Origin of the sequence: Nonomuraea sp. NPDC049480 (genome assembly GCF_044465905.1) — a bacterium.
GTDB lineage: Bacteria > Actinomycetota > Actinomycetes > Streptosporangiales > Streptosporangiaceae > Nonomuraea.
On the sequence record NZ_JBITMD010000019.1, the window covers coordinates 188078 to 207363 of the forward strand.

General features: G+C 69.6%; 18 protein-coding genes and 1 pseudogene. 4 read left to right on the top strand and 15 right to left on the bottom strand.

The window, feature by feature from the left end; all coding sequences use genetic code 11:
• Window positions 1–176: 176 nt before the first annotated feature.
• Window positions 177–1421 carry an MFS transporter gene (locus ACIBX3_RS41575; protein WP_397126085.1) on the bottom strand — a complete coding sequence of 415 codons (1245 nt, stop codon included), beginning with the start codon at window positions 1419–1421 and terminating at the stop codon, window positions 177–179.
• 135 nt (window positions 1422–1556) lie between these two features.
• On the opposite strand from ACIBX3_RS41575, the gene ACIBX3_RS41580 reads away from it, so the two are divergent.
• Complete coding sequence (locus ACIBX3_RS41580; RefSeq protein WP_397126086.1) at window positions 1557–2492, top strand: LysR family transcriptional regulator; 936 nt, start codon at window positions 1557–1559, stop codon at window positions 2490–2492.
• 622 nt (window positions 2493–3114) lie between these two features.
• Here ACIBX3_RS41580 and xerC read toward each other — a convergent pair.
• From xerC to ACIBX3_RS41600, 4 genes and pseudogenes are all read right to left on the bottom strand, one after another.
• A pseudogene (xerC, locus tag ACIBX3_RS41585) lies at window positions 3115–3564 on the bottom strand (tyrosine recombinase XerC); the annotation flags it as partial.
• 408 nt (window positions 3565–3972) lie between these two features.
• Window positions 3973–4554, bottom strand: coding sequence for a dihydrofolate reductase family protein (locus ACIBX3_RS41590; RefSeq protein ID WP_397126087.1), 582 nt, complete (start codon window positions 4552–4554; stop codon window positions 3973–3975).
• Window positions 4555–4620: 66 nt separating this feature from the next.
• The gene (locus ACIBX3_RS41595) at window positions 4621–5928 is read right to left on the bottom strand and encodes a Tn3 family transposase (RefSeq protein WP_397126136.1); all 1308 of its coding nucleotides are present in this window, start codon (window positions 5926–5928) and stop codon (window positions 4621–4623) included.
• Window positions 5929–6352: 424 nt separating this feature from the next.
• Window positions 6353–7288, bottom strand: coding sequence for an alpha/beta hydrolase (locus ACIBX3_RS41600; RefSeq protein WP_397126088.1), 936 nt, complete (start codon window positions 7286–7288; stop codon window positions 6353–6355).
• Window positions 7289–7358: 70 nt separating this feature from the next.
• Here ACIBX3_RS41600 and ACIBX3_RS41605 point away from each other — a divergent pair, with 70 nt between their 5' ends.
• The gene (locus ACIBX3_RS41605; protein ID WP_397126089.1) at window positions 7359–7916 is read left to right on the top strand and encodes a TetR/AcrR family transcriptional regulator; all 558 of its coding nucleotides are present in this window, start codon (window positions 7359–7361) and stop codon (window positions 7914–7916) included.
• Between the two features lie 447 nt (window positions 7917–8363).
• Here the strand turns inward: ACIBX3_RS41605 and ACIBX3_RS41610 are convergent, their stop codons facing one another.
• On the bottom strand, window positions 8364–8612 hold the full coding sequence (locus ACIBX3_RS41610; protein WP_397126090.1) for a hypothetical protein: 249 nt from the start codon (window positions 8610–8612) through the stop codon (window positions 8364–8366).
• A gap of 74 nt (window positions 8613–8686) precedes the next feature.
• Between ACIBX3_RS41610 and ACIBX3_RS41615 the strand changes: the two genes are divergently transcribed.
• Window positions 8687–9307: a DUF4158 domain-containing protein gene (locus tag ACIBX3_RS41615; protein ID WP_397126091.1), complete on the top strand. Its 621-nt coding sequence runs from the start codon at window positions 8687–8689 to the stop codon at window positions 9305–9307.
• Here ACIBX3_RS41615 and ACIBX3_RS41620 read toward each other — a convergent pair.
• From ACIBX3_RS41620 to ACIBX3_RS41635, 4 genes are read right to left on the bottom strand one after another with little or no spacing between them, the layout of a single operon-like run.
• On the bottom strand, window positions 9234–10058 hold the full coding sequence (locus ACIBX3_RS41620; RefSeq protein ID WP_397126092.1) for an NAD(P)H-binding protein: 825 nt from the start codon (window positions 10056–10058) through the stop codon (window positions 9234–9236). The two genes, ACIBX3_RS41615 and ACIBX3_RS41620, sit on opposite strands and share 74 nt — an antisense overlap.
• Before the next feature lie 22 nt (window positions 10059–10080).
• Window positions 10081–10869 (bottom strand): ABC transporter permease, encoded by a 789-nt coding sequence (locus ACIBX3_RS41625; RefSeq protein ID WP_397126093.1) that lies wholly within the window; start codon window positions 10867–10869, stop codon window positions 10081–10083.
• The gene (locus ACIBX3_RS41630) at window positions 10866–11246 is read right to left on the bottom strand and encodes a DUF4162 domain-containing protein (protein ID WP_397126137.1); all 381 of its coding nucleotides are present in this window, start codon (window positions 11244–11246) and stop codon (window positions 10866–10868) included. The genes ACIBX3_RS41625 and ACIBX3_RS41630 overlap by 4 nt, the downstream gene beginning before the upstream one ends.
• Entirely contained in the window at window positions 11174–11530 is a 357-nt protein-coding gene (locus tag ACIBX3_RS41635; RefSeq protein ID WP_397126094.1) for an ATP-binding cassette domain-containing protein, read from the bottom strand. The genes ACIBX3_RS41630 and ACIBX3_RS41635 overlap by 73 nt, the downstream gene beginning before the upstream one ends.
• Window positions 11531–11709: 179 nt before the next feature.
• Here ACIBX3_RS41635 and ACIBX3_RS41640 point away from each other — a divergent pair, with 179 nt between their 5' ends.
• Entirely contained in the window at window positions 11710–12675 is a 966-nt protein-coding gene (locus ACIBX3_RS41640) for a helix-turn-helix transcriptional regulator (protein ID WP_397126095.1), read from the top strand.
• A gap of 152 nt (window positions 12676–12827) precedes the next feature.
• On the opposite strand, the gene ACIBX3_RS41645 is transcribed toward ACIBX3_RS41640, so the two are convergent.
• The 5 genes from ACIBX3_RS41645 to ACIBX3_RS41665 all read right to left on the bottom strand — a co-directional run bounded on the left by ACIBX3_RS41645 (window position 12828) and on the right by ACIBX3_RS41665 (window position 19000).
• Window positions 12828–14021 (bottom strand): winged helix DNA-binding domain-containing protein, encoded by a 1194-nt coding sequence (locus tag ACIBX3_RS41645; protein WP_397126096.1) that lies wholly within the window; start codon window positions 14019–14021, stop codon window positions 12828–12830.
• Window positions 14022–14352: 331 nt separating this feature from the next.
• Window positions 14353–14598, bottom strand: coding sequence for a hypothetical protein (locus ACIBX3_RS41650; RefSeq protein ID WP_397126097.1), 246 nt, complete (start codon window positions 14596–14598; stop codon window positions 14353–14355).
• Between the two features lie 250 nt (window positions 14599–14848).
• Window positions 14849–16207 carry a Pup--protein ligase gene (gene pafA, locus ACIBX3_RS41655; protein ID WP_397126098.1) on the bottom strand — a complete coding sequence of 453 codons (1359 nt, stop codon included), beginning with the start codon at window positions 16205–16207 and terminating at the stop codon, window positions 14849–14851.
• A 167-nt stretch (window positions 16208–16374) separates the two neighbouring features.
• Window positions 16375–16935, bottom strand: a complete 561-nt coding sequence (locus ACIBX3_RS41660; protein WP_397126099.1) for a hypothetical protein — start codon at window positions 16933–16935, stop codon at window positions 16375–16377.
• Window positions 16936–17539: 604 nt separating this feature from the next.
• The gene (locus ACIBX3_RS41665) at window positions 17540–19000 is read right to left on the bottom strand and encodes an endo-1,4-beta-xylanase (RefSeq protein ID WP_397126100.1); all 1461 of its coding nucleotides are present in this window, start codon (window positions 18998–19000) and stop codon (window positions 17540–17542) included.
• Between the last annotated feature and the right edge of the window lie 286 nt (window positions 19001–19286).

Genomic DNA, 19286 nt, shown 5'->3' on the forward strand with positions numbered 1-19286 from the left:
TCCTCAATCACTGGGGGTCTCGGTAGCAAGGGAGCAGAATCCAACAAACCCGCCCCTGCCCTGCTGTGACGTGGCGTTCCGCACCGCAGGAGGACTCTGTCGTGACTCTTGGCTGAGGGCTGAACTGCGGGCCGGCGACGTTAGAGTCCTTGGCGGCCGGCGGCCGTGGCGGCCCGTCAGGCGTGGTTCGGTGTCGGCTCCGTCTCGGCGAGGGGCGCCGCGGCGCGTCGGGGGAGCAGCAGCGGGGTCGTCAGCAGGAGCACGCCGGCCAGGCCGATGGCCGTGCGCGGGCCGAACAGGCCGCCCAGCACGCCCCAGACGGCCGTCAAGAGCGCGGTCGAGGCCCTGGTCGTCACCGCCCACGCGGACAGCGTGCGGGTGATCCGATCGGGCGCGGTGCGCTCGAGACGGTAGGTGGCATAGACGGGATTGAAGACCCCGCAGCAGAAGATCAGCCCGAGCTCGACGCCCATCACCAGCAGCAGCCCTCCGGTCCCCGGCCCCAGGAAGACCAGCCCGACCGGCCAGATCGCGCGCAGCGTTCCGGCCACGACCAGGACCCGGTGCCGCCCGAACCGGGTGACGAGCGGTCGGGCCAGCCGCGCACCGAACAGCCCGCCGATCGCCGGCGCGGCGAAGGCGAGGCCGTACTGCCACGGTGTGAACCCGAGCCGGCCGAGCATCAGAACGGCCAGCAGCGCGTCGGCGGCCATCACCAGGCCGTTGAACAGGGCGGTGTTAAAGAACAACGGACGCAGCGTCGCGTCGGCGAGGATGTACCGCCATCCGTCGAGCAGGTCCCCGACCCGCATGCGCGCGGCCTCCCGGCGCTGGGGCCGCGGCTCCTGGCCGCCCGCCGCGCGGATGCCCAGGGCCGAGAGCAGGTAGCTGACCGCGTCGGCCACCACCGTCGCCACCGGACCGAGCAGCCCGATCGCGGCACCGCCCAGCGGCGGTCCGACGACAGTGGTCGTCCAGGTCGTGGACTCGAATCGGGCGTTGGCGACGAGCAGGTCCTCGGCCGGCAGCAGCGTCTTCAGGTACGCGCCGGAGGCGGCGCGGAAGGTGATGTCGGCGGCCGCGACGACGACCGAGACCAGCAGGAGCTGGACGAAGGACAGCACGCCGAGCGCGAACGCGGCGGGGATCGTCAGCAGCGCCGCGAACCGCACCAGGTCCATCCCGATCAGCACCAGCCGCTTGCGGCGGAACTCCACCCACGGGCCCAGCGGCACCGCCACGGCCGCGCCCACCAAAGCCCCTACCGAGGACAACGCCGCGACCTGCGCCGGCCCGGCGTGCAACACCTGGATGGCGATCAGCGGAAACGCGCCGAAGGCCAGCCACGTGCCGAGCGCGCTGGTCCCGTACGCTCCCCAGAGCCACCCGAACTGCCGCCCCAGCCGGTGCCCGCTCCGCATGCCCAACGCTCCTCGCCACTCACTCGCACAACCGATTTGCGATCGCAAGCATCAAAGCGCGCGCCATACCAGGGGATCAAACAACTGTGGGGCCGCTAGCCACAACGAACGGTTGTATCCGTAAGGTGGGTCCGCATGGAACTCGACACCATACGGACCTTCGTCGCCGCCGCCGACGCGGGACAATTCCAGGAGGCCGCCGCCGACCTGGCGGTCACCCAGCAGGCCGTCTCCAAGCGCATCGCCGCGCTGGAGCGCAACCTCGGGGTGCGGCTGTTCACCCGCACCCCGCGCGGCGCCGAGCTCACCATCGACGGGCAGGCGTTCCTGCCCCACGCCCGCGAGTTGCTGCGCGTCGCTGAGCGCGCGGTCGCGTCCGTGCGCACCGGCCGCCGTCCGCTGCGCGTCGACATGATCACCTCGCGCAGCGCGGCGTCGGGCCTGATGCGCGGCTTCCACCGCGCGCACCCCGAGATCGACCTCGACGTGGTGATGCTGTTCGACATCGAGACGGCCCTCGCCGCCATTCGGTCCGGTGCGATCGACGCGTCCTTCCGCGCCGTCGCCATGCCCGGCCGGCCTCTTCCCGAGGACATTGAGTCAGTCCGGGTGCTCGACGAGCCGCTCCAGCTCCTCACCGGCCCCGCTCACGCGCTGGCGTCCGCCCGGTCGGTGACCCTGACCCAGCTCGCCGGGCACCGGATCTGGATGCCCGGCCTCGTCCCTGGAACCGAATGGGCCGCCTACTACGACGACCTCGTCGCCGAGTTCGGCCTCACCATCGAGGCGACCGGCCCCAACTTCGGCTCCGACGCGCTCCTCGACACCATCGCCGACACCCCGGCCCTGGCCACCTTCATGGGCGGGCAGACCCGCCTCGTCTGGCCCGCCGGCCACGGCCTGCGCCGCATCCCGGTGACCGGCCCCACGCCCGTCTACCCGCACTCGCTCCTGTGGCACCGCGACAACCCCCACCCCGCGCTGGCCACCCTCCGCGCCCACCTCGCCGCCACAGCGGCCAGCCATGGCGCCGCCGGGACGTGGGCGCCGGACTGGGCGATCCCGCGCTGAACGCCGCCTCGGCGAGCCGACCGCTGGACCGGGATTCAGGAGGCAGGCGTGGCCATCGGCACACTCCGGCCCTGCCCTCCGCATGTCTCAGATGAGGCATGCTTCGGCTTCGGCCGCGGCGACCCCTTCGGTGGTCAGCTCGTTCTGCAGATCGCGCTGGGACTGCCCCACAGCGATGATCCCATTGATGAGCCGCGCGGTGGTCACGTCGTTGGCGGCCAGGTCGTGGAAGTTCGACAGCAGGCCGGACAGGACGACGCCGCGAGCCTGACACCAGTCGCGTACGGCGTGGATGTCGACCAGGTCGCGGCACAGCCGGAATGGGGTGTCGGTAAGACTCGTGCAGCCAGGTACACGCGATCAAGTTCGCCCAGTTCAGCGGTGGCCCTACTGATCGGTGGGAGATGGCTGACGGTCTTCGAGGTCGGCGTGGGTAGGCAGGGTGTAGCGGCGGGTGGTGTCGAGGCGGGTGTGGCCGAGGAGTTCGGCGACGACGACGATGTCGACGCCCGCGCGCAGGAGGCAGGATGTGGGCGGAAAGGGCGAGGGCGCCCGCGTCGTCGAGGATGTCGGCGTCGGTGGCGAGTTCGTCCATGAGCTGGTCGACCGCCCGGGCCGACAGACGCCCGCCGCGGCGATTGAGGAACAGCGCCGGGGTGTCGGCGCCGGGCCAGGAGGCGCGGTCGGTGCGCCACTCGGTGATGGAGGTCCGCGCGGTGCCGTCCAGGAGCGGGATCTCGCGGGAGGTCTCGCCCTTGCCGGAGTGGACGATGACCTTGCCTTTGCGCGCCGAGAGCGAGACGTCGTCGTCGTCCAGAGCGACGAGCTCGGCGATCCGGACGCCGGAGTAGAACAGCAGCCGGCCGATGGCGCGGTCGCGGGCAAGGGGGCGGCGTTCGACGGCGCGCAGGTAGCGCTTCTGCTGGCGGGCGTCCAGGGCGCGGGGCGCGAGCTTGGGGGCGTCGTCGCGGCGGACGACGGCGGGGCCGAGTCCGAGCTGGGTGAAGAGGTGGTCCAACGCGGTGAGGTGGGCGTTGACGGTATTCGACGCGCGGCGCAGCACGGTCTTCATATGGGTCTTGTAGTCGCGGACGGCGAAGTCGCGGTCGTGGGCGTCGGTGAGCGGGTCGCCGTCGAGGCCGCTGGCCTCCAGGCGAGGAAGGTCCGGACCCGGGAGTCGTAGGCGCGGCGGGTGTCGCCGTCCAGCGGGGCCCGCTTCAGCGCTGCGGCGTAGGCGGCGTGGATCGTGGTGAACGCCTCGGGTACCGCTTGGTGCTGCCGCCCCACATCGCCCTCGCAATATCAGAAGTTGCTCGGAAACCGGCAACCAGTGATCTTGAGTTGAACTTGCCGCAGGTGAGGTGCTGGGGCGGATCGGCGTCGGCTGCCCGACCAGGGGCGGCGATGCGCAAACGCAGCCGGAGGCCCGATCTTGTGTCACCGTTCGCAGCGGATTTCTTCGCGTACCCGCTCAGATCGGTCAACGGCGCACCCGATAGCGCAGGTGAAGCACCCGGTTGCCCTGAATCACCACGTCAGGATCCTCCAACAGGTGCTGCGCGTGGACCGACCCGAAGTAGCGCTTGCCGGACCCGAACACGACGGGTACGACGTCCATGCGCACCTCGTCGATCAGGCCCGCGGCAAGCACCTGGCCACCGACGTCGCCAGCGGCGACCTCGACCATGCGGTCACCCGCAAGCTCCTGCGCCTTGGCCACGGCTGCCTCGACGCCGTCGACGAAGTGAAACGGCGCCTCGGGGTCCCAGCCCTCGGGCATCGGCCGGTGCGTCACGACCACCACGTGGTCGACCCCGCCCGGCGGCTTCCCGTCCCAGCCGTCCGTCATGTCGAAGACGTGGCGGCCGACGATCGTGACTCCGATCTGGTCCCAGTACGGCCGGGTGTAGTCGTAGGACGTCTGCGACACCTTCACCTCGCCGCTCTCGTCCAACGGGACGTCACCGCTGGACAACCAGTCGAACAGCGGTCCGGGCTGGTCATGCTCGTCCGCGACGAAGCCGTCCACCGACACCGAGCTGTACATGACCACCTTGCCCACGGGGCTCTCCTCTGCTTTGGGGTGCCCTCAAATTAGCGTGTCGTGAGCTGTCGCTCTTGTAAGAAATCAATCGGCCGGCAGCGGCCAGCCGTCCATCACGTGGCCGGGATGTTCGCGCAGGAACCGCCGCCGGACTTCGACGTACCGGGTCGGCGTGAGCCCGGTGAACGCCCGGAACTCGTGGCCGAAGTGGGCCTGGTCGAAGTAGCCTGCGCCACCGGCGAGGTCGCCCCAGTCGATCGGTCCGGCGGGGTTGATCGCGAACACGGTGGCGGCGAAGCGGTAGGTGCGGGCCAGCCGCTTCGGCGTGACGCCGATGAGCTCCTTGAACCGCTGTGCCAGATGAGTGCTGCTGACACCGGCTGCCACGCTCAGGCCGCCGATCGCCACCGCCCCGCTGGTCGCCGCGATGAGGCTGCTCGTATGGCGGACCAGCCCCAGGCCGGCGGTCTCGCACAGCCGTCGCATCAGCTCCTCCTCGAGCAGCGTCAGCATCTCGTGCGGTCCGTCCGCCGTGGCCAGCCGGTCTCGCAGCTCAGCAATGGCGGGCCGGCCCCAAACCTGCTCTACCGTCACCGGCCGGTCACACAGCTCGGCCGCGGGCATCGGCAGGAACGGCGCCAGCCCCCACGGCTTGACGTGCACGCCGACTGACCGGGTCTCCGGCGGATAGCCGAACTCGAAGGCGCGGGTGGGCATGGTGACCACGCAGCCGTCGGCGTACTCGGCCGTCTCGATGTCGGTGCCGGCGCGGATGCGGAAAGGCGCCCCGAGGTTGAGGATGAGCAACGCCGACGGCATCGGCGGCAGCGTCAGCCGGGCGTACGGGGGCGCACCCTCCAGGTAGTAAAGGTCGTCGATCAGCCCGTCCAGCGGCGGTCTCGGCACTCTGGACACGTACTCCACGCCCACAGTATCGCCGACGCCCCGCCGGCATCGAGCGCCGGGAATCTCACCGTAGGGGGTCATGTTGGTGTGGAACAGCGGCGTGAGCCCGCGCCGGTCGGCGTCGGTGAGGACGTTCTCCCACTCGGGTAGGGCGAGGGTGTCCTGGATCATCAGCGTGTTGATCAGACCGAGGGCCGACTGGAGAATGTGCAGGCACAACATCCCCAGTTCCTGTTCTTCGCGCCGGTTGGAGGCGAGCTCTCCGCGCTTGCCGAACTTGATGTAGTCGTTGACGCCGTTGTAGTTCTCCACCACGTTCAGCCCGGATTCGGTCTCCCGCCGAAGATCGCGGTCGCGAAGCCAGCGGTCCAGGAAGACGGTGCGCTGGGCGCGGCCGACCTCCAGCATCGCGGCGTAGGCGGGGTGGGTGGTCTCGCTGGTGAACCGGCGCAGCAGGGCCTCGGTGGAGGCGGTCCGCAGCCGGATCGCGGTGGCCGAAGCGCTCGACCGCGACCGTCATCGACAAGGCGGGCGGGGGATCGGCGGGCGGGGGATCGGCGGGCGGGCCGGGGAAGGACACGACGGACACGGACGTCGTCCAGGCAGGCGATGTGACACATAGTGGAGCCGAATCGCCGTCGTGGCGGCAGACGACGAGCTGGGCGGACGCGGCGCGACGGCAGCTGATGTGACAGAACCAGCAGGCCGGGCCACGCCGGCGAGCACCACGAACCAGACATGAGCGCGATCGACCGGGCCGGGCGACAGTAAGGCGCGCCTCAGCTCGGCCACCGCCAGAATCGGCGCCAGGCCCGCCACGGTGCGATCACCTGCAGGATCACCAGGGCGGCGAAACTGCCGGCGTGCGGGGCGCAACAGCCCGGCCACGGTGCCGGGGTCCGGCCGGGTGTCACTCACCGAGGCACTCCCGGAGGAAGGCGACGATCTCCGCCCGCGCGGGCGTCGCCTGGGGCGCCATGCCCGGCATGCTCAGGAACCCGTGCCCCGCCTCCGGGTACTCGCTGAGCCGCGCGGGCGTCCCGGCCGCCTGGAGCCGCTCGGCGTAGCGGCGGCCGTGGTCGGCGATCGGGTCGCAAGTCGGTACCACCACGAGTGCCGGGGCCAGCCCGTTCAGGTCGTCGGCGTACAGCGGCGACAGCGCGCGGGCGTCGGCGCCCTCAGGAATGGCCAGCCGCTGGAAGAACCGCAGCAGCGGCACGGACAGGGTGGGCGTGTCCGCGTACTGGGTCATCGAGTCGTACGTCCAGGCCGTCGAGGTCACGTCGACCGCCGGGTTGACCAGCACCTGCGCCCGCAGCCCCAGGCCGGCCCGCCTGGCCCTGATGGCCGCCAGCGCGCTGATCAGCCCGCCGCCGCTCTCGCCGAAGACGGCGACGCGGGCCGGATCGATGTCCCACGTCCCGGCGTGCTCCACCACGTGCCGGAGCACGTCCCAGCCGTCGTCGACGGCGGCAGACAGCGGCGTCTCCCAGTCGATGAGGCGGTGCTCGACCGAGACGACGACCGCCGGCAGGTGGGCGGCGAGGTGGCTGTTGACCCAGTCGCACTGCGCGGCCGTGCCGACAAAGGCGCCTCCGTGCACGTGGATCACGAGGGGCAGGGCGCCTGCGGCCAAGGGGCGGTACACCCGGACGGGGAGCTCGCGGCCGGTCAGCGCCACCTGCTGCCAGCTGATCGTGGCACCGGGGTCCGGCTCCCCGGTGATCACCCGTGCCGCCGTGGACGCCCGGACGCGGTTCTCGGCGTCTCGGTAGGCGATCAGTTCCTCGGCCGTCACCGTGGACCAGTCCGGCTGCGCAGGCCGCATCGCGGTGATGTCGTTCATGGGCCTCTCCTCAGGTTTCGCTACCTCTGGTTTCGAATCCTACGGTAGCGCAACTCGGTATCGTGTGAGTATGACTTCGAGCACACCCGCCCGGCCGCCCGGCCGTCCGCGTTCCGGCATCAACGACGTGGTCTTCGCCGCGACGCTGAGCACGGTCCACGAGCTGGGCTACGCGCGTGCCACGGTGGAGCGCATCGCCGCTGCGGCCGGCATCGCGAAGACGACGATCTACCGTCGCTGGCCGACGAAGGGGGCGCTGGTCGTGGACTGCCTGCTCGACGCGTTCGGCCCGGTGCCGCTGGAGGGCGGCAGCCGGGCCGAGATCATGTCCTCGGCCATCCGCTGGACCGCGGGCAAGATCGGCGAGCCGGGGGTGGGCGATACGTTCGCGGGCGTGTTCAGTGACGCCGTCAGCGATCCGGAGCTGCGCGAGATCCTCTCCTCGCGGCTGCAGGACCCCTACCGGCTCGCGCTCCAGGACGCGCTCGGCGAGCCGGAGTACCGGGTCCTGTTCTTCATCGACGTCGTCGTCGGGACCTTGCTCCACCGAATGGGCATGACCGGCGAGCCGATGGTCGACGATGACGTCGAGGCGCTGGTGGAGATGGTCCTGCCGTTCTTCCGCTGACGGGACCTCCTCCAGCAGGATCGGCGCCTCGCGGCCCTGACGGCGTAGCGCGGTCTTCCCGCCCGCGCCCCTGACGTTGCGCACCCAGCCCGTGTCCGGCCCGAGCATCGAGACGAGGAAATCGGCGCCGTGTTGGCCGGTGACCGCGACAGGGACCGAGGTGAGGTTCCCGGTGCGGCGCCCCGCCACCTTGAGCACAGCGATATGGCGCGGCGACAACCACCGGGCTGCCGCCTCAAGGTCTTCAGTCCCGCCGACGACGAGACCACCAAGAAATTGGAGCGTCTGCATGCCCACGCGGCCTGACCCGTGCCGAACGACTCGGACGGCCGCGATCACACCGAGATGAACGGCTCCGTCAGATGCGGCGTCGCCAGGTACAGCGTGGTAGCGGGTTCGCGGCCGAGCATGCGCTTCCTTGCGTGCCTGGCCGCCTCACGGTCGATCTCATGCGAGCAGGCGATCTCGCGGGGTGGAGCAGCTGAAACGCGTGCACCAGGAGGTCGCCGGTGATGAGCGCCAGCTCGCGCCGTCGGCGACCAGCACGCTTTGGTGCCCGGGCGTGTGACCGAGCGTGGCGACCGTACGCCCGGCGCGTAGCGGCGTTTCCCCGTCGAGGAGCCGGATCCGACCGGCCGCCGCGAGCGGGTCGGTGAGGGTCTCGCGAAGCTGAGGTGCCGTTAACCAACGTGTCACGTGCCGCCGAACCTGGAAGATTCTTAGGCTGACCTCCCTGTAATACCCGACCGCCTAGAGCGGATCTATGGGGCATGGAGCATCCGCCGCTTGGCATGGATGAACTGATTGAGCACTGGACTGTGCTGAGCGATGAGGCCGGCCTGGTCAGCGCGAAGAAGGAAGGCACTCGTCTGGCCTTCGCGCTGCTGCTGAAGTACTTCACCCAGTACGGGCGCTTCCCGCGCGGGCGGGCGGAGTTTCCTGACGAGGTGGTCGACTACGTCGCGAAGCAGACCAAGACGCCGGTCGGCAGCTTGGGCCTGTACGACTGGTCAGGCCGGACGATCGAGCGTCATCGCGATGAGATCCGCGATCATCTCGGCTTTCGGGAGTGCTCGGTTGCCGATGCCGACAAGCTGACCGATTGGCTGGCCGTGAACGTCGCGCACGCCGAACGGGCTCCCGAGCGGGTGCGGGAGGAGCTGCTCAAGCAGTGCCGCCAGGTTCACGGCAGCTACCTGGAGCCGCCCCCGCAACGGATCCCGTCACCCGGAGTGGCAGGGCGTCCGCTAGCTCCTTCCCAGGGTGCCAATGCTCCGCATCTCCGCTGGGCGGCGCCCCGGGTTCGGCCCGTGGGGGTCAGGGTGCGGTGCGGAACCGTTCAGCATGTTCCCGCGCCCACTGGGCGAAGGTTCGCGCGGGCGTACCGGTGACGTCCTCGACGGTGGGCAGGACCACACCGCTGACGTCGGGCGGGTTCGTGGCCAGTTGGATTCCGAACTCCACGTAGTCCTCGTCGTATCCGTAGCCGCGCAGCCGGGCGCGCTCCGCGTCCTCGCTCAGGTGCACGAAGGCGATGTCCTGCCCGGTGGCCTCGGCGATGATCCGGGTGCGTTCCGCCGGGGTTAGGGCTTCGGGCCCGGTGATCGGGTAGCTACGACCCTCGTGGCCCTCGTGGGTGAGCGCGGTGGCGGCCACGGCGGCGATGTCGGCCTCATGCACCATCGCGCTGGGGAAGGTGGCGAGCATGGACACGGTGCCCTGGGAGCGGATCTCATCGGCCCATTCGAGGGCGTTGCACATGAACTCCGCCGGCTGCAGCAGGGTCCAGCGGATCGCACTGGACTCCAGGGCGCTTTCGATACTGGTGGGCGACCAGCCGCCGAGGACCGTGGCCCGAGTGATGCCGTGGCGTGCGGCGAGGTCGATGATCTCGGGGCCGTTGGTCAGGTCGCCGTCGCCGCCGAAGGTGATCAGGTGGATCGCGTCCACCCCTTCGAAGGCAGCTCCGAGCGTGGCGGCATCGGTGAGGTCGCCCGCCACCACCTCGACACCGGTCGGGAGGTCGGCTTTGGCGGGGGTGCGGGAGAGTGCGCGGACGTCGTGTCCGGCTTCGTGGAGTTGCGTGACGAGGTGCCGCCCGACCTGGCCGGTCGCTCCCGTGACGAGGATGCGCATGTTCATGGGTCCTTTCGTGCGGGTGTTGTCAGTCGGTGCCGGCGCGCAGGGCGCGAAGCCCGAGGACGAAGCCGAGGACGGCGGTCGTGCCGGCGGCGAGGAATCCGTAGCCGACGTCGGGGGTCGCGATCTGTCCGGCGAAGAGGTCGCGTTCGGCCTCGACGACGTGGGTGAGGGGGTTGAACTGCGCGAGGACGCGCATCCACTGCGGTCCCTCATCGAGGGGGAGCAGCATCCCGGAGAGGATCATCAGCGGGAAGAGGACCGTCTGGTGCACGGTCCAGAACATCCAGTCCTGCTCGCGCACGGCGATGGCGAGTGCGTAGCTGAGTGACCCGATCCCGACGCCGAGGACACCCAGGAGCGCCAGGCCCAGGACGCCGCCGCCGACATCGGGGCGGAAACCGAACGGGACCATGACCAGGATGACCACGACGGCCTGGACGACGAGTGGCACGAACTCCTTGAGCGCGCGTCCGATGAACAACGACGAGCGCGCCAACGGCGTGACCAGGAGGCGTTCATGCGAGCCGTCCTGGAGGTCGTACTGGAGGTTCGATCCGGTCCCCGCCGTTCCGAAGAGCGAGGTCATCACGAGGATCCCCGGGACGAACCACGCCCACGGGGACTGGTGTGCGGTCCCGGTCGTCGTGTCGTGCACGACCAGGGGCCCGAAGAGGAGCAGGAAGAACAGCGGCTGGATCACTCCGACGACCAGGGAGAACGGGTCACCTGCCACGGGGCGCAACTCGCGGGTCATCACGATGAGGATATCGCCTGCGACGTTGCGTCTGCGGGGCGGGGTGATGGTGCTCATGCGGCCTTCTCCGGTGTCTGGTCGCTGTCCTCGGTGCCGGTGGCCGGTCGCCCGCCGGCGTCGCGCAGGCTCCGGCCGGTGAGTTCGAGGAACACGTCATCGAGCGTGGGGAGCCGGGTATCGGCTGTGACCACGGTGATCCCCTGGTCCCGGGCGGCGGCGATCGCGCTCGGCAGTGCCGCGCGGCCGTCGCCGACCTGCCCGGTGACCGCATCACCCTGCCGGGTCACCGTCCCGACACCGTCCATCGCCGTAAGGAGGCCACGCAGGCGCTCGGCGGAAGCGCGGTCGGTTGTTTCCAGCGTCAGCCGGTCCCCGACATGACGCTGTTTGAGCTGAGACGGCGTGCCCTCGGCGATGATGCGCCCGTGATCGATGAGAGCAGTTCGGCGGCTCGGGCGCGGGCCGCGGCCCGGTCGAGGCCGTAGATGCGGCCCTGGGTGACGACCTCGTCAAGGGCCCGTTGGGTGTGCCCGGCGCCGTTGCCCTGGCCGACGTAGCCGATGCGCTCGCGCACCAGCGGAGCCTGCGTCCGCACGTCGAAGCCGGCGACACGCGCGGTGCCGCCCGTGGGTGGGAGCAGCGTCGAGAGCATCCGCATGAGCGTGCTCTTGCCCGCGCCGTTGGGGCCGAGAACGGCGACCGTTTCCCCGTGCGCCACGGAGAGGTCGATGCCACGGACGGCGCGGACCTCATCGCCGTTGGGAGCCCGAAAACTCCGGCACAAATTGGCAGTGCTGATCATGTGTCGGCCTACGCTCCATTCCGCTTCGGTGGCGGTTCCCATCATCACTGGGCTTGTGGCCGCTATATGTCCACAAGTGGGCCTAGAGTGGGCTCATGTCGACCGGCATCCGCGTCCTCGAACTCCTCGGACTGCTGCAGAACCGGCGCCATTGGCCCAGCCACGAGCTCGCGCGCCGCCTCGGCGTCAGCCAGCGCACGCTCCGCCGCGACATCGACAGCCTCCAGCAGATCGGGTACCCGATCACCGCCACACGGGGCACCGGCGGCGGCTACCAACTCAGCCCCGGCGCCTCACTCCCGCCCCTGGTACTCAGCGAGGACGAGGCCGCCGCCATCGTCATGGGGCTCCAAGAGATCGCCTCCGGCCCCTTCCCGACATCAGCCGACGCCGCGCTGAGCGCTATGGCCAAGATCGTCCAGGTGCTTCCCGTGCGGATCCGACGCCGCATCGACAGCCTCCGCGCCGTCGCCGTCCCGGCGCGAAACCCCGAGGCACGCGTGGACATCACCGATGTCGCCTCGTTGACGACCCTCGCCCTGGCCTGCCGCGACACCGAGACGGTGGAGTTCGCTTACCGCACCCGCACCGGTCAGACCGCGGCCAGGACAGTCCACCCGCACCACATCGCCCGCGTCGAGAACCGCCTGTACCTCATCGCCTGGGACCTCGACCGGGCCGACTGGCGCACCTTCCGCGTCGATCGCATCGGTGATGCGAGCCGCACCGGCACGACGTTCGCTCGCCGCGCCCTGCCCGCCGATGATCCCGTCGAGTACGTGCGCGCCCGGATCAGGGCGATGCCCGCCAGATATCCCGTCCGCGCCACGGTCGGGGCCCCCGCCGAACGGGTGCGGGAGGAGATCGCGCACTACGGGACGGTGGAACCCATAGACGACACCTCGTGCCGGGTGGAGATCGCCGCCGACTCCCTGGACTGGGCCACCTTCTGCATCGGAGCACTCGACGCCCCCGTTGTGGTCCACGGCCCACCGGAAGCCATCGCCTACATGCGCGCCTGGGGACGACGCCTCACCGCCGGCACACAAGAGCCCCCGTGACCCGCGCAACGGTCTTCAGGGGCAGAACCGGGCGGTGCCGACACGGAGTAGCGGACACGGAGTAGCGGACACGGAGTAGCGGACACGGAGTAGCGGACACGGAGGAAACACGCACCGCCCCAGGCCCCGGCCCACCCGCCACCCCTTTTGCGTCAACGCCCGGCGCCGGGCTGCATGGCCGGTGAAGGATAGACGGTGAACACCCGCTGGCCGTCGAGCCACGCGCTGAGCCGCCGCGCTTCGGCCGCCAACGCCTCGCGGGCCTGCGGGGAGACACCGTCATCAAGCAGGCGCAGCTCGACCACACCGCCGGGATCCTGCACCCATGCACCGACGACGCGTCCGTCGACCCAGGCGGTGGTCCCGGCGTTGCCCGCACTGTCGAACAACTGGGGCGCGTGCGCACCGAGGTAGAAGGCGCGTGCCTTCCAGCCCATCACGGTCGGATCGAGCAACGGCAGGAGCGCGACCCACGGCTCGGCGGCGACGACCGGGGCGAGATCGTCCGCGCGCAGCCACCCGACCGAGCCGTCCTCCAGCAACACCCGCTGCGCGCCGATGTCGTCCAGCGCGGTGCGGACTGCGGACTTGGTGGCGCCGAGCCACCAAGCGAGGTCGTCGACGGTGCCGGGACCGTAGGACCACAGCCACCGGGACACCAACTCGGCATAGCCCTGCCGCGCCGCAAGCGCCTCGGGCACCTCGTCCCCCCACCACGCCTGTGTCGTCGTCCATGTCGGGCGACTCGCGTACCAGGATCCAGCGTTGGCCGCACGCGCCACCGCGCCGTCCAGGCTCAGCTGGGTGAGCACTCGCGGAGCGATCGCGATCCGTCCTCCCCAGGACTTGTCCGGAGCCTGCTCGATGAGACCGGCGGCCTCGGGCACTTCCTCGCGTACCCGCTTCGACGTCCGCGGCACGCCGTCGGCCAGGCGTGCCAGCACCGCCTCCTCCGCAGTCGCGAGCCATGCGGCTCCCTGCCCCTCAGCGGCCGGCCCCCAGCGTTGGAGGTCCCTGACCAGTCGTTTGCGATGGGCCGCGGCCACCCGGGCCGAGGCACTTCCCCACACCGCCGGCACAAGATCGCGGGGAAACACGAACAGGGTCTCGCGCATCGACTGCTGTCGAATGAGGGAGCGTGTGTCGTAGAGCGCCCGTTCGACGTCGTCGATGTCGAGCCCGTCGACCCGTGCCCAGCAGGACAGGTGCACGCTCGGCGGGTCGGTGGCGTGCAGACACACCACCGCACGGGCGGCCTCCTCGGGAGAGGCCGCTTTGGCCGTGGGGGCGAGAGCGTGCCGCACGCCCAACCGGGCGCGGCGCTCCTCATCGGTTACCAAGCGCACGGGGCCATCCTGGCGCAGAGGGCCTCCAGATCGAGGCGCACGTGGCAACTCATCGACGATTGGGCCTCATGTCATGATGCCGCCGCCGAACGCGGTGCTCGCCCGCTTCCATTGACGCCCCTGGCGATGAGCGCGTCCGTGGGAGCTGTACCTAGGTACCAAACCATCGCTGCCGGGATGAAGGTGTCAGTCGGCGTGGTGCACAAGACCCTGACCGACGCCCCCAGCGACCACGCCCAGTGATCACCTGAACGAGCAGCCTGACGAATACCGATCACTTGAACAACGACTCCTGCCAGTCTCACCTTCGGATCCATCGACCCCGGATCAGCTACGTGGCGGCTGGAGACACGTTCAGGAGCGGAGGGCCCTCATGGTTGGCCGGAACGGCCTGTTGTATGACGTTCCGTTCGCGGTTGGAGAGGCCGAGCCGGTAGTCGCGGGCCTGCTTCGGGCCCGCCTGGTCGGTGGGCGCCAAGAGGCCGTCCCAGTGAACTGCCCAGCGCCGCACCCCGCCCGGCATGTCGTGCTGTTGGCCGTCGAGTTCTAGCGAGGCCAGGGTGTCGTTACGGAGCACGCTCACCACGGTCCCGCGATGGCCGAGCAGCCACGAGGCCGAAGCTCGTGTCCGTGCCGGGCTTGTGCAGCATGGTCACGATCTCGGCGCGGCAGCCGATTCCTGACGGAGGGGCGCTCACAGTGCCCGCTCCGCCGCTTCCTGCTCCCTCAACTGCTCGGCGAGCCGGGCGACGTCGTCGGCACGCGTCGACCCACAGCCGGCGACGGTCTCGGGTGCGTCGCTCGGTCGCAGGCCCTCCTCCGCGTGCTCACATGTCGGCGATGAGCTTGTCCACCCGCTCGTCGACGCTGCGGAACGGGTCCTTGCACAGGACGGTGCGCTGGGCCTGGTCGTTCAGCTTCAGGTGGACCCAGTCGACGGTATAGTCGCGCCGCTTCTCCTGCGCCTTGCGGATGAACTCGCCGCGCAGCCGCGCCCGGGTGGTCTGCGGCGGCACCGACTTGGCCTCGAAGATCTTGGTGTCGGACGCCACCCGCTCCACCATCCCGCGCTTCTGCAGCAGGTAGAACAGGCCGCGCTTGCGGTGCACGTCGTGGTAGGCGAGGTCGAGCTGCGCCACCCGCGGCGACGACAGCGGAAGGTCATACTTTTTGCGATAGCGTTCGATCAGATGATATTTCGTGACCCAGTCGATCTCGCGGGACACCATGTCCAGGTTCCCGGTCTCCACGGCCCGAAGCGTGCGCTCCCACAGCTCCAGCACCCTGCGCGCGATCACATCGCCGCCGCGCCGGTCCACGAAGTCCTTGGCCTTGCCCAGATACTCCTGCTGGATCTCCAGCGAGGACACCTCACGCCCGTTGGCCAGCCGCACCCGCCGCCGCCCGGTCATGTCGTGGGAGACCTCGCGGATCGCCCGGATCGGATTCTCCAGGCTCAGGTCGCGCATCACGATCCCGGCCTCCACCATGCGCAGCACCAGATCGGTCGCGCCGACCTTGAGCAGCATCGTGGTCTCGCTCATGTTGGAGTCGCCCACGATCACGTGCAGCCGGCGGAACCGCTCGGCGTCGGCGAGCGGCTCGTCGCGGGTGTTGATGATCGGCCGGGACCGGGTGGTGGCCGACGACACGCCCTCCCAGATGTGCTCGGCGCGCTGCGAGACGCAGTAGACCGCGCCGCGCGGCGTCTGGAGCACCTTGCCCGCCCCGCAGATGATCTGCCGGGTGACCAGGAACGGGATCAGCACGTCGGTCAGCCGCCCGAACTCGCCGTGCCGGTCCACCGAATAGTTCTCGTGACAGCCGTAGGAGTTGCCGGCCGAGTCCGTGTTGTTCTTGAACAGGTAGATGTCGCCGGCGATGCCCTCCTCGCGCAGCCGCTGCTCGGCGTCGACGAGCAGGCCTTCCAGGATGCGTTCCCCCGCCTTGTCGTGGGTGACCAGCTCGACGACGTTGTCGCACTCGGGCGTGGCGTACTCGGGATGGCTGCCCACGTCCAGGTACAGACGCGCGCCGTTGCGCATGAACACGTTGCTCGACCGGCCCCAGGACACGACCGGCCGGAACAGGTAGCGCGCGACCTCGTCGGGGGACAGCCTGCGCTGGCCCCTGAACGTGAAGGTGGTGCCGTACTCGTTCTCCAGGCCAAGGATGCGACGATCCATTACCTCACACTATTCTCCCCACGCTCACAGAGGGGAAGATCTTGACTGCGGGACTGGCATGACTCGTGTGCAGGGCGGCATCACCATGGGCAGGCCGTCGCGGGCCGGCGGGCGAGGCTCATCGACAAGCACAGCCGGACCACCCGGGACGACCCCCGTTGACCAGCTCAAGCCTGAAACCGAGTGCTGGGCGACGACGGTCCGACTCTATGCTTCAAAATCCCCTCATGACCGGTTTTCCCGTATCTCGGGGTGTTCCCCTCGCCTGCCCCTACCGCGTCGAGCACGGCGGCCCCGGTGGTCCCCGCCAGCGCGTCCAACGCCGTGAGACTCGCGGCACCGTTGTACGGCAGGACATCGACACCTCGCTGAACCGGATAGACCAACACGGGCGGCAACTCGGGATCGAGCATGGTGAGCGGCCCGCCGACACAGAAATACGAAGGCACGAGCAGCAGCCCGCGCCCGCGTAAATGCCATTCCTGGCCCCGATGCCCGGGAACGCATAACTCCCCGGCGGACCAGCTCATCATCGGCCGGAGGCTGGCCAGCATCCCCTCGACGCCGCCGCGGGCGAACGCGCTCGTCCGGATCCGCCGATCCCGCCCCGCAGCCGTCTCGATGACCAGCCGATGCGGTTCGACCAGTTGTTCATAACAGACTCGCAGCGCGTCGGTCCGGTCCCCGAACCACGCGTGAGAGCCGGTCAACGTGCCTGAAAAGATCATCTCGCTCTGACCTGCGAGAAGGAGCCAAGAACCCCAGATAACCATTGTGGTTGCCACTCTGGCGGGCGGTTTTGGCGGCAGCCGTGCTACTTCCCGGCGGGTGGCAGGATGGCTACAAGCCGGTGGTTGAGTCTGAACTCCAGCTCTCGATCCCGGGCGCTGCCGGTGATTTTGACGCAATCCCTGCTGGCGGTGCTCGATGAGCACGCTGCGGACCACCTCGCCGCCCGCGACATCTTCGCTCGACTCGAGCTTCCAAGGGGGCCGACATGACGAGAGGATTCGACACGCCCGCGCGGACCAGCACACCCGACAAATCGCGCGGACTGTCCACCAAGCGCAGGTCCAGACGTTGCCATCCGACACGAAACTGCGGATCCCACACCAACAACCAGCCGACGATCACGAGCGTGTGACGGCCGCTGGGCCGCTTGGGAGCGTGAGAACCGTTGTTGAGCCACACCCGGCCGCTTCGGACGGGCGTGGCTCACCCTCCCTCGATCTCCCCACCGGGGCCGGGGGAGGGTCGCACCGGGGTGCGGTCAGCAGGCGGAGCCGGTCTGGATCAGCAGGACCAGGCGCCACTGCGAGCAGCCGGTGAAGCTCACGCGGTGCCCGCGTTGTAGGTCCACTTCTGGTTGCTGCCGCTGTGGCAGCTGTACAGCTGCAGGCCGGTGCCGTTGCCGGTGCCGGCGCCGACGGCGTCAAGGCACAGCCCGGACTGTACGCCCACGATCGTGCCGTCGGAGTTGACGCGCCATTTCTGGTTGTCGCCGCCCCAGCAGGAGTAGATCTGGATCTTGGCGCCGTTGCCGGTACCCCCGGCGTCCAGGCACTTGTTGCCGTAGACCTTCAGCTCCCCGGCCGAGGTCTGCGTCCACTGCTGGTTGGTCTGACCGTTGCAGTCCCACAGGTTGACCGCGGTGCCGTCGGTGGTGCTGGAGTTGGGCACGTCCACGCAGCGGCCGGAGGCCGTGCCTTTGATCTGCCCCGCGTCGCCGCCGGGCGTCGGCGTCGTGGTGCCGCCGTTGAGCGCGTTGAGCACCGCGGTGTAGGCGGGCTTCTTGTTGCCGTTGCTGTCGAAGAGCAGCGCGGCGGCGTTGACGCCGAGCCAGGAGTCGCTGTCGCGAACCCCCCAGACCGTGATGCCGGTACAACGCGGCACCGCCAGGCAGTCCTTGACGACGTTGGCGTACGTGGTGGCCGAGCCGCCCTGGATGTCCAGCTCGGTGATCTGCACGTCGACCCCCAGCGCGGCGAAGCTCTGGATGGTCGTGCGGTAGTTGCTGTTGTAGGGGCTGTTGCTGTTGAAGTGCGACTGCAGGCCGACGCAGTCGATCGGCACGCCGCGGGCCTTGAAGTCCCTGACCATGTTGTAGACGCCCTGCGTCTTGGCCCAGGTCCAGTTGTCGATGTTGTAGTCGTTGTAGCACAGCTTGGCGGCCGGGTCGGCGGCGCGCGCGGTGCGGAAGGCCACCTCGATCCAGTCGTTGCCGGTGCGCTGGAGGTTGGAGTCGCGCCGGCCGCCGGAGTTGCCGTCGGCGTAGGCCTCGTTGACCACGTCCCAGGCGTAGATCTTGCCCTTGTAGTGGCCCATGACGCCGTTGATGTGGTTGATCATCGCTTGGCGCAGCGGGCTGCCCTCCATCGGCCGCATCCAGTTCGGCTGCTGGTTGTGCCAGGCCAGGGTGTGCCCGCGCACCCGCTTGCCGTTCTGCACGGCCCAGTTGTAGACCCGGTCCCCGGCGGAGAAGTTGAACCGCCCCTGGTTGGGCTCGGTGGCGTCGATCTTCATCTCGTTCTCGGCCGTCACCATGTTGAACTCGCGGTTGGCGATCGTGGTGTAGGCGGAGTCGCCGAGCCTGCCCGAGGCGATGGCGGTGCCGAAGTAGCGTCCGCTCTGTGCGGCGGCCGCGCCGAGCGTGTTCTCCGCGGCATCGGCCGGAATCGCCGTCGCCAGTGCCGTGATCAGGCCGAGTGCGCCGAGCGCGCCGGCGATCAGCGCCCCGCGGCGCGCGCCGAGCGGCCGTCGGGCGGTAGGTGGGGACATGGCGTTGACACGCATGCTTGTGCCTCCGTATGCGAATCATGGGGAAAGGATCGTGCGGGACACACCCGCGGGACCGACGCCGCGCCCTGGTGGGGACGCACACCACAGGCGTCGGGACGGCAGTCCCCTTGCTGAGCACCACCGGGCCGGTAGGGGAGATCACCTCGGACACTCAGTGTGGGAATATCACCGAAAATTGTCAAGGATGTAATGAAAAGTTTCGGCGAACCCTGCCCTTGCCTGTGCCGGTTGTGCTGGCTCAATGTGCACGCGTGACCTTTGAAAGTTTCGGCCCGGCTCG

What these genes read in the sequence shown, in the direction of transcription:
- ACIBX3_RS41660 (WP_397126099.1), bottom strand. Translation starts at nt 16,935, where the DNA reads ATGATCTTTTCAGGCACGTTGACCGGCTCTCACGCGTGGTTCGGGGAC.
- ACIBX3_RS41605 (WP_397126089.1), top strand. Translation starts at nt 7,359, where the DNA reads ATGACTTCGAGCACACCCGCCCGGCCGCCCGGCCGTCCGCGTTCCGGC.
- ACIBX3_RS41575 (WP_397126085.1), bottom strand. Translation starts at nt 1,421, where the DNA reads ATGCGGAGCGGGCACCGGCTGGGGCGGCAGTTCGGGTGGCTCTGGGGA.
- ACIBX3_RS41600 (WP_397126088.1), bottom strand. Translation starts at nt 7,288, where the DNA reads ATGAACGACATCACCGCGATGCGGCCTGCGCAGCCGGACTGGTCCACG.
- ACIBX3_RS41640 (WP_397126095.1), top strand. Translation starts at nt 11,710, where the DNA reads ATGTCGACCGGCATCCGCGTCCTCGAACTCCTCGGACTGCTGCAGAAC.
- ACIBX3_RS41620 (WP_397126092.1), bottom strand. Translation starts at nt 10,058, where the DNA reads ATGAACATGCGCATCCTCGTCACGGGAGCGACCGGCCAGGTCGGGCGG.
- pafA (WP_397126098.1), bottom strand. Translation starts at nt 16,207, where the DNA reads ATGGATCGTCGCATCCTTGGCCTGGAGAACGAGTACGGCACCACCTTC.
- ACIBX3_RS41665 (WP_397126100.1), bottom strand. Translation starts at nt 19,000, where the DNA reads ATGCGTGTCAACGCCATGTCCCCACCTACCGCCCGACGGCCGCTCGGC.
- ACIBX3_RS41625 (WP_397126093.1), bottom strand. Translation starts at nt 10,869, where the DNA reads ATGAGCACCATCACCCCGCCCCGCAGACGCAACGTCGCAGGCGATATC.
- ACIBX3_RS41615 (WP_397126091.1), top strand. Translation starts at nt 8,687, where the DNA reads ATGGAGCATCCGCCGCTTGGCATGGATGAACTGATTGAGCACTGGACT.
- ACIBX3_RS41580 (WP_397126086.1), top strand. Translation starts at nt 1,557, where the DNA reads ATGGAACTCGACACCATACGGACCTTCGTCGCCGCCGCCGACGCGGGA.